The organism is Desulfobacula sp. (genome assembly GCF_030611305.1).
Classification (GTDB): Bacteria; Desulfobacterota; Desulfobacteria; order Desulfobacterales; family Desulfobacteraceae; genus Desulfobacula.
This window is the reverse complement of record NZ_JAUWQB010000111.1, coordinates 1-9,293: the sequence shown is the minus strand read 5'-3', so window position 1 is coordinate 9,293 and position 9,293 is coordinate 1. Positions and strand designations below refer to the sequence as shown.

Sequence of the window (9,293 nt, the reverse complement as noted above, 5' to 3'; positions counted from 1 at the left end):
TGTGCTTCCCTCTGTCAACGCTTCAGCCACTGCATTACTGCAATTGCCGCATGACTCGAGGCTGGTGTGATTTGCTAAACCTTCACCATAAGACTCTTTCATTCTCTATCCTTTACCGGTTTTAATCGGCGCTTTCGGTCTGACCCCGCTTATTTGAGACGGCTTGCAAGGTCTTTGTATGTTTTGTTGTCCGGGGCCAGGGCAATGGCTTTTTGGGCAAAGGTCAGGGCTTGCTTGAACTGGCCCTGCTGCTCATGGGCCAGGGCTATTCTATAGGGAAAATCGCTGCGGTCGGGTTTAAGGGCAAAGGCCTTTTCCCAGTCTTCGGCAGCAAGCGCGTGTTTTTTCAGACGCCATCTGATATTGGCCCGGTTGTTGAAAACCCAGGGATTTTTGGGGGGGGCATGGTTAATGGCTTTGGTTGCCACTTCTTCAGCATGGGTGTATTTTCTCTGGTTGATCAGGGACCGGGTTAACAAATTGTAATAACTGAGGTTGCCCTGATCCAGGAAGCTTGCTTTCTGGGCGAATATTTCCATCTGGTCCCAGTTTTTTTCTTTTGCAGCTAGTTTTGCCAGTCGATAATAGGCCGGGGCATGGGGTTTGGCTGCATTTATTTTGATCAGCCTTGCCTTTGCAAGCTCGGGATATCCCATGTCTATCCAGCAATTTGCAATGGTCATGTCAAGGTTGTTGCCGCCCAGGTCATTTTCCTGGAGGTAAAGGGAAAACCTGAGAAATTCTGTGAAAAGTTTTTCCCGTTTGAATGTGTTGTAAATATTGTTAATGGTTGAAGCAGAATTTTTTGAAATGAAAATGGCTTTTTTAAAGAAAATCAAACTTTCTTCATATTGCCGGTTTTTTAAATACAGGGAGCCTATATGGATATAATCTGATGATGAAGTTTTAGACTTGTTGAGATTCAAAAGATCCTTGTACCAGGCAATGGCTTTTTCAAAATTGTTTTTTGTAACATAAATATTTGACAGGGCTTTTAAGGCATCCCGGGGTAGAATCTGTTTTGTAAGGGCTGTGTTAAGGCCCTGTTCAATATCGGGCAGCAGGTCTGAAAAAAAGGGTTCTTTTTTCAGGGACCAGTATGAAGGGGGGTAAATTTCTATCATGTATTGGACAAGTTCAGGGATTTTGGAATCTGGAATTTTGGAAGCAGGGCCTTTGGATTGCAGGTATTTTAAATAGGCATACCGGACAGTTACGCCGGAAGGTCTTAAGGTCATTGCTTTCTGGTAAAGGGGTTCTGCATTATACGGGTTTGGAAGTAGGATGGAACCAGGCATATGCTTTTTCCAGGCCTTGTTCCGTCCGGGTCAGCCAGTATGTGTTTATATAGTCGGATGGTTCTATTTTAGCGGCTTTGGAAAGATAGGATTTTGACATGGTTAAAGTATTAAAGCTTGTCATGGTTAAACCCTTTTCTTTCCAGTCTTTGACTCCGAGGTTGTATAATGCCTGTCCATGGTTTGTATAAATTCTGAATAAATCTGCTTTGGCAAACCATGTGCTGATGGCTCCTGGCATGGCCTGTTCGGCTCGTTTAAAATATGCTGCGGCCTGGTTATAATTTTTTAACTCAAGCTGGGTAATGCCCTGCTGGTATACAAATCTTGGCCAGAACAGGGAAGCGGTTATGATCAGCAGAGCCAATAGAACGCTGATCATAAGGATTTTTATAATTTTCATAAGGGACGCTGATGGGTTAAAAAAAATCCTGCTGATCTACAGGCTATTTTCCATAATAGGAAGAATAATATTTATGATAGTACCTGTAATATCCTTCTTTTTTCATGTCCACCTGGTTCAGGACTGTTCCGATAATGGGCAGATTGGCTTTTTTATACTGATCCACTACATCCTGGATAATTTTTCGTTCTGTATTGCCGGATTTCATGACAATTATGGTACCTTCGGTCCTGGGGGCCATAAGGATGGCATCCGTTGCCGGCATGACCGGCGGGGTATCAATGACAATAAAGTCAAAGCTCTTTTTCAGGTATTGAAGAAGAAATTCCATGCGTTTTGAGCTGACCAGTTCAGAAGGGTTCGGGGGTATTTTACCGGCGGGCAGTATATACAGGTTTTTTGTTTCCGTTTTCATTATGGCTGAGTCAATGGCGGTTTTTATGAACTTAAGACTGTCCTCGCTGCTGGTAAATTCGTCATAGAGTCTTTCAAAGTCAATATTCCGGCTGATGGCTGATTTGTTTTCCGTGGATGAAAACGAAGAAAAGGTGAAATCGCCTTCATTTATAAGAGAAACGGCCCGGATGGCTTCAACGGCATGGACAGAAAGTGCTTTTGAAATATCTTTTTCCGAGACAAAGCCCATGGTGTGGAGAATCGTTCCCAGGCGCTGGGCTGATTTCTTCTGCTGGCCTGCGGCAATATGGGCTTGTTCTTTTGTTAACAGCTTATCTTTGATCAGGGCGTTGACCAAATTTTTTGGCACAGGCCTGTTCTTCCAGTAAATATCTATGATTTTACCTTTTTCAAAAGAGATGCCTGCCCGGGTGTCATTATTTTCAATGTCCAGGCGGCAGGATCTCTGCTGGAGTCTGGTCAGCAGGATAAGGTCGCTGATAGAATATGTTTCCAGGCTGCCTTTGGTAAGATGTGCGCCAAATACATCCGTGACAAGTCCTGTTATGCCCATTTCCTTATTATCGGGAAACAGGGTGGACAAATGGGGGCGGCGAAGGTCGCAGTCCATGATCAAAGTTTTTCTGTCCGTCTGGGCAATAGCATAGGCAAGGTTTATGGAAGTTATTGTTTTCCCTTCTTTTTCCACGGAGCTTGTGATCACCACGGATTTTATTTCTTTTTCAGATGCAGAAAAAAACAAATTGGTTCTCAGGGTTCTGTAGGATTCTGCAAATCTTGAACTGGAAGGAAATTTCATTAACAGATTTTCCCTGTCCTTTTCCGGGTCTCTTTTTTTCTTCTTACTGAAAATCAATAGCTTCCTCCATAGGTTGTGGATCTGTCTGCTTTCGGGATAACAGCTAAAATGGGAAGATCGAAATGCTTCTGGATATCTTCTTCCGTTCTAACCGTCTGGTCAAGGTATTCAAAGAAAAAAGCAAGACCTGCACCTGCAAAAAGCCCCAGAACAATGCTTAATAAAAGGTTTCTTTTTTTATTGGGCGATACGGGGGAAATAGGCACCTGGGCGTTTTCCACAATCCTTATATTTGAAGTGTTGCTGGTCTGGAGGATATTGGATTCCTTTACCCTTGACACCATTAGATCATAAAGGTTCTGACTGGTATTAACATTTCTCTGGAGGATGGTGTATTTAAGTTCTTTGCTGGAAGCATCCAGGGCATCTTTTTCAAACATTGTGATATTTTCTTCAAGGATTTTTTCCTTTGCATACAAAACTTTACGTTCTGATTTTAAATTTTGCCGTTCTTTTGCAATTTCCCGGGCAAGCTGTTTTTCACTTTTCTCAAGTTCACTGACGGCCTGAATTACCTTGGGATGTTTTGACTTGTAAGTTTTTGAAAGACGCGTCAGCTCCATTTCAAAATCAACTATTTTTGAATATATGTTTTCAATCCTCTGGTTGTTGATAAGAGAACGGACATTGGCCACCCCTTTAATTCCCTTGATATTTCTATTCAGCTCATTGATCTTGGCATCCAGTTCAAGGCGCTGATTTCTTGTTTGAAGATAATTATTATTGAATTCCTGAATTTTCTGTTCTGCAAGCTTCTGCTTTCCCGTGATGGAAAAGACCATGTTCTGCTGTTTGTATTCAAAGAATTTTTTCTCATCATCTTCCAGGTTTTTTCTAAGGTCATAAAGTTCATTATTGAGCCATTCCAGGGTCTGTTTGGAAGATTCCATTTTATTACCCAGGTTGAACTCCATATATTTTTTTGCCAGCATGTTGACCATATTGGCGGCAAGCGCAGGATCTTTGTCCTTTACGGACAAATCCAGAAGACGGGTATCCCTGACCTGTTCAACTTCAATTTTTTCTTTGACTATTGCAATGAGTTCCTGCATTTTCAGGTTCTCAAGTTCTTCCGGAGATAATTCCTGTTTTCCATCCATTTTCAGCAGAAGTTTAACATTGGCTTTAAGCTGGAAAATAAGTTTTTTTATAAAACTGATCTCCAGATCCTTATCATTATCTTCTGCATCCAGTTTTAAGGAAGTGATAACCTTCAGGATTACTGGCGTTGACTGGATCATCTTGATACTGGTATTAAAGGTCATGACCTGGGACTGGTAGCTTTCAAAATCCGTTCTTTCGCCTGTAATGGGGGATGAAGACTTTTCCGGGTCAATGATCAGCTTGGCAGATGACTGATATATGGGATCAGACGTAAATGAGTAGAACATTGTTGCAGCAACCACCAGGATAAATACGAGAATGATCAGTGACTTTCTTTTTGAAAGCACCATAAAGTATTCGGACAGATGGATTGACTTTTCTTCCTGAAATGGATTTTCCATGGAATTTTCCTGCATTGTTTTTCCTTATTCTAAAGCCATGTTTCAGGTATGTGGATACGGTCGCCGGGTTTAAGGGGAAAATCGGGAAGTTCGCCTGATATGACTTTATCAAGATTCAGCTTTATTGTTTCCTGGCCGTCCTGTGTCTGCCGGATGATTTTGGTCCGGTTAGGCGCGGCAAACTTAGCAAATCCACCAGCCATAATGCAGGCGGAAAGAGCTGTCATGCCGGGCTGAAAATCAAATACACTGGGATTTTTAATTTTACCCTGGATATAAATCTTGTTAGCGGCCTGGTTCAACTTGGTACCCAGTGGAATATAGACTGTATCACCGGATTGGAGTTTAACATTTACCGACATATCACCTTCATCCAGAAGTTTTAACAGATCCACTTTAATGGGTTCTGTTTTGGAAATAGTTTTCTCCATGTCAGCATCACTTATTTCCTGGTCTGAAACCCCCCGTAAGATATAGGCAAGATTCCCCCTTTCCGGCAGCACTCCGCCGGCATTGGCAATAATATCCATGATTGTGGGTATGAAATCAAGCACATATTTGCCAGGGTTTTTCACTGCACCTGAAATAAAGAATTGAAGGCTTTGATACTCTTTTATCCGCAGATGGACCTGGGGGGATATAAAAAAATCTTTTTCCAGGGGTTTAATGATGGCTTTTTCCAGTTCTTCCATTGTCAGGCCTGCTGCCATGATTTTCCCGATAAAGGGTACAGTGACATTGCCGTTGGCCCCGACCACCATCTCCTTTACCACCTGTTCCTCGCCGCCCGCCAGAATGGATATCGTGACCACATCGTCGGATCCCAGCCTATAAGCAGAACTTTGATCCCGGGTATCACAATAGCCGATACCGGAAATAGTCAGGCCGGAAATGGAGATAAAGGAAAAAAAGAAAATAAAAACCAGTGATAACCAATAATATTTTAAAAATCGTTGCATCATTTCTCTAATTCAAAGGTCTGGGCAAAATAAATGGCACAAATTCTTATATAAATATATAAACTTGTACCATTTATTTTACTGGTACCATTTATTTTACTGGTTTTGCAATGTTAATCTAAAAAACTAAAGGGGTCAGGCTTAAAAGCCTGACCCCGACTATTCTGAGCAAATCTACGTCCCAATGACCCCGTTATTTGGCACCAAGAGTGGGGTGAAAGTTGATATTGAACATGACATAGTCGTTATCAAAATCAAACCCGGCAGCATTGGAATCCCTTTCTTCCCTGCCGCCTTCAAGGCCAACGCTTAAAAAATCATTGATCAGGTAGTCTGCGCCTAAAGATACCAGCCAGCGGTCATCTTCCCTGGCGGAAGTTTCATAATCAGAATTCTGGAACCAGCCGGCCAGGATAAAATTAATTTTGTCCATAACCAGATAGGTAAACTTTGCATCAAGACGGATTGCATCAAAATATTCATCCCCGGTTCCTAAGTCGTTAAAATTATTTGATAAGGACAGATAAGCGGAGCTTCTGGGGGTTCCTGCAGCATCTGGCGGATTCTGGCCCATCAAAGATAACTTCCAGACAGATTTTTCAATATCCCCGGATGAAACGGTTTTATCAAAATCTCTGGTGTGATAACCAACGCCCGCGCTGACTGTGAGATAGTTTAATTGATGATTTACATTAACCATGACCTGCTGGGAATCATAATCTGATGTGAGTTTGTCGTAATCGCGGGTCCACATCTGGTAATCCAGATCAAAAGAGGTTTTGGGGGTAAAATAATAGTACAGGTTAAAGGTTCCCCTGTTCTCGGTTGAGTCTTCCCCCTGCCCTACTGCATCATCTGAATAATCCATCATAAGGTTGGTGTATTTGAGTCCAAGACCAAATTTTTCACCAAAATTATACACCAGCCTGGGTGAAAACCTGTTCAAGGTATATTCATATCGGTCAATTGCATTGGAAGCAGCGTCGGAAGCGGCTGGATCACTGCTTATCAGAAACAGGTTATCCACACCGATGAACACGCGATCTGAGACCTGGGTGTAGGATCTTAGCAGTGCGTTGTGTCCCACATAATCAAAATCATCTGCTTGGATCTGACCCGCAGGAATAGTGTCCTGGTCATCATACCAGAATACATCGGCAAAATAATCAAGGGAAACTATGGTTTTGTCCGTGGCATATTCTAATTCAAAGCCTGGTTTGATATTATAGGTATAGACTTCTTTTTCATCTGTTTCTGCTTTGTGGAAGTTGGAATCCATCTGCCAGCTAAATTCCAACATGGGTTTGATTACAATCCTTCCCTGGCTGAAAGCGCTTTGGGAAGTAAAACCAATAATAAAGCAGAACAACACAACATATCTTAAAACCAATAAAGGTATTTTACTTTTCATCTCAATGTCTCCTGTTTGTTTATTATATATATCACACTTTACTTGGCGGAATGGTATCTGGAGGCGGATCAGCTGGAGGCAGCGGTAGAGGCTTGTCTATTACTGCTAGATCTACGGCAGCTTGAATCTCTGCTGCCAGGTTAGCAGGAGCCGCTGCTTTTACAGCATCTGCAATCGCTGCTGCCCGAGTAGGAACTTTTACCGTTACAGCATAAGCAATCGCTACTGCTGCACTGGGATTTTTTTCTGTCACGAATCCCGCTATCCTTGCTGCATGAGTAGGATTAGCTTCAGCAAGTAAGGCGGCTATTTGAGCGTCTGTACCACCGTCTATCCTTTTTTGTTTCGCTGCTATTACCGATTCTGGTGTGGCACCAATTTCAGCGGCAAGTTCATCTATATCCGCATCTGTCATTACTGCAATTACTTCAGCAAATCCCGACTGTATGCCTATCGTTGACGTTAAAAAACAGGCCGAAACTAAAAATATTAATACTAATAATAACCTTTTTGAAACTTTCATTTTTTCCTCCTAAATTAAAATAATTTAGTTAATATGCTTTTTTCCTGTATTCCCTTTTATAAAAAGTATTTGTGTCTTCCAGAATGGCAGCCGGATTTTCATGGGTGATCAGATCGGCCTTTGTCCTGCCGAGAAGTTTGATCAATTTTTTTTTAGCATCTGCCATACGGTATTTTCGCCCCGGATGGATGTCAGATCCCAGGCAGAAAACCTGATCTCGACTCACCATGGCCTTTGCCGCTTTCATGGAAAACTTTCCAAAATCACCAGTAAGACTTCCCGCCGTGATCTGGATGACAGCCCCATTATAGATAAACTCATTTATCAGCTCAGGCTTGTTAATGACCATGAGATTTCTTTCTGCATGGGCAATAATCGGGGTTAGACCCCGTTCTCTCAGCTGCCGAATCATAAGGCAGACAGCATTTGCCATGAACACGTCAGGCAGTTCAAGAAGAAGCCAGCTGCCTGAGTTGTTAAGAGTAAGAAGATTGCCTTTGTCATATTCCACGATAATATCATGATTGACCCTGATTTCTGATCCAGGCAAAACTCTTGTTAAAATGCTTTCTTTGCAAAGTGCCTCTGTCAGGGTGTCACAAGCCTTGATTATATTTTCTTTTGTGCAATTAAAAACGCCGTTAAAGGCATGGGGGGTTGCAAAAATAGTATCCACGCCCTGGGCAGCAGCAGTTTTAACAAATTCAATGGATTCTGTTAAATCCCTGGCCCCGTCGTCCATTGCCGGGAGAATATGTGAATGTGTATCAATCATTATGAAATGCTGAACAAGTCCTTTGAATGATCATCATTTTTGTTTTTCACTATAGCTCCGCCTCTTCGATTACATAGGGATAACCAAGTTTTGAGCAGTAAATTTTACTAATAAAATAATTTTTCAATTATAGCAATAGGTAAAACTACCTATTTTTAATCCTTGGAAACGCTTAGAGCTGCATCTTTTCGGGCTATATTCTACCTTGCACAAATTATAAATTATTTACCTGTGGAGCAAAAAATGGGCTGAATAAAATATTTTTCTTGATTAGTTTGAATCCTTCTGGGACAAAGAGCATATGAATTTTCAAAAGAGTCCCAGAAACATTCTGGATCAATAGATGCTGAAAACAAAAAAGATAAAAATAATTATTGTGGATGATCACACGATTGTCCGGCATGGAATTAGCCAGTCATTCAGTATGGAAGATAACTTTGAAGTGATCGCTGAAGCTGATTCCGGGCGGTCAGCCATAAGCCTTGCATTATTGCATCGCCCTGATATTGTGATCATGGATGTCAGCATGCCTGATCTTAACGGTATAGAAACGACCCAAAAAATACTGGCAAACAATTCTAATATTAAGGTGATTGCCCTTACCATGCATGCTGAAAAAGTATATGTAATGGGAATGCTGAACGCCGGTGCTTCAGGTTATCTTTTAAAATCCAGTTCCTTTAAAGAATTGTTAAAATGTATTAAGATGGTTTTATCAGGGGAGATGTTTTTTTGCCAGGAGGTAAGTCGCCTGATCGCAGGCAAAAATGGTCGTCCTGTCAAAGATAAACGGGTTTCGGTTTTTTCATTATTATCAAAAAAAGAAAGACAGGTGTTGCAATTGATTGCAGAAGGGCACAAAAGCAAGGAGATTGCAGAAAAACTATATATCAGTGTCCGAACAGTTGATGTCCACCGGATACATTTAAAGAAAAAACTGAATATTAATAATGTTGCAGAGTTGACTAAATTCGCAATATCTGAGGGCATAACATCGCCTGATTTTTAATGTTGAGATCCTTTAAATAGAGGCATGGAAAATAATACTTTAGTACCTTTGCCGGGCTTTGAAAATAGTTCAAAGGATCCACCCAGGTTTTTTATCCGTTCCGAGATACTGTATATTCCAAACCCGCAAAAATT

9 protein-coding genes are annotated in these 9,293 nt (G+C 41.5%); 1 reads left to right on the top strand and 8 read right to left on the bottom strand.

The window, feature by feature from the left end; all coding sequences use genetic code 11:
- Window positions 1-149: 149 nt before the first annotated feature.
- The 8 genes from QAI40_RS15630 to QAI40_RS15595 all read right to left on the bottom strand — a co-directional run bounded on the left by QAI40_RS15630 (window position 150) and on the right by QAI40_RS15595 (window position 8,150).
- Window positions 150-1,298: a tetratricopeptide repeat protein gene (locus tag QAI40_RS15630; RefSeq protein ID WP_299983560.1), complete on the bottom strand. Its 1,149-nt coding sequence runs from the start codon at window positions 1,296-1,298 to the stop codon at window positions 150-152.
- A complete protein-coding gene (locus tag QAI40_RS15625) occupies window positions 1,264-1,701 on the bottom strand; it encodes a hypothetical protein (protein WP_299983558.1) in 438 nt (145 codons plus the stop codon). Before QAI40_RS15625 ends, QAI40_RS15630 begins: the two co-directional genes overlap by 35 nt.
- A 43-nt stretch (window positions 1,702-1,744) precedes the next feature.
- Window positions 1,745-2,974, bottom strand: coding sequence for a polysaccharide biosynthesis tyrosine autokinase (locus QAI40_RS15620; protein ID WP_299983556.1), 1,230 nt, complete (start codon window positions 2,972-2,974; stop codon window positions 1,745-1,747).
- Window positions 2,971-4,482 (bottom strand): GumC family protein, encoded by a 1,512-nt coding sequence (locus QAI40_RS15615; protein WP_299983554.1) that lies wholly within the window; start codon window positions 4,480-4,482, stop codon window positions 2,971-2,973. Before QAI40_RS15615 ends, QAI40_RS15620 begins: the two co-directional genes overlap by 4 nt.
- Before the next feature lie 29 nt (window positions 4,483-4,511).
- Window positions 4,512-5,444 (bottom strand): polysaccharide biosynthesis/export family protein, encoded by a 933-nt coding sequence (locus QAI40_RS15610; RefSeq protein ID WP_299983552.1) that lies wholly within the window; start codon window positions 5,442-5,444, stop codon window positions 4,512-4,514.
- Window positions 5,445-5,634: 190 nt separating this feature from the next.
- Window positions 5,635-6,852: an outer membrane beta-barrel protein gene (locus QAI40_RS15605; protein ID WP_299983551.1), complete on the bottom strand. Its 1,218-nt coding sequence runs from the start codon at window positions 6,850-6,852 to the stop codon at window positions 5,635-5,637.
- 31 nt (window positions 6,853-6,883) lie between these two features.
- On the bottom strand, window positions 6,884-7,375 hold the full coding sequence (locus tag QAI40_RS15600) for a hypothetical protein (protein ID WP_299983550.1): 492 nt from the start codon (window positions 7,373-7,375) through the stop codon (window positions 6,884-6,886).
- Window positions 7,376-7,403: 28 nt separating this feature from the next.
- Window positions 7,404-8,150 (bottom strand): tyrosine-protein phosphatase, encoded by a 747-nt coding sequence (locus QAI40_RS15595; RefSeq protein WP_299983549.1) that lies wholly within the window; start codon window positions 8,148-8,150, stop codon window positions 7,404-7,406.
- 343 nt (window positions 8,151-8,493) lie between these two features.
- Between QAI40_RS15595 and QAI40_RS15590 the strand changes: the two genes are divergently transcribed.
- On the top strand, window positions 8,494-9,159 hold the full coding sequence (locus tag QAI40_RS15590; protein ID WP_304511804.1) for a response regulator: 666 nt from the start codon (window positions 8,494-8,496) through the stop codon (window positions 9,157-9,159).
- The last annotated feature ends 134 nt before the right edge of the window (window positions 9,160-9,293 follow it).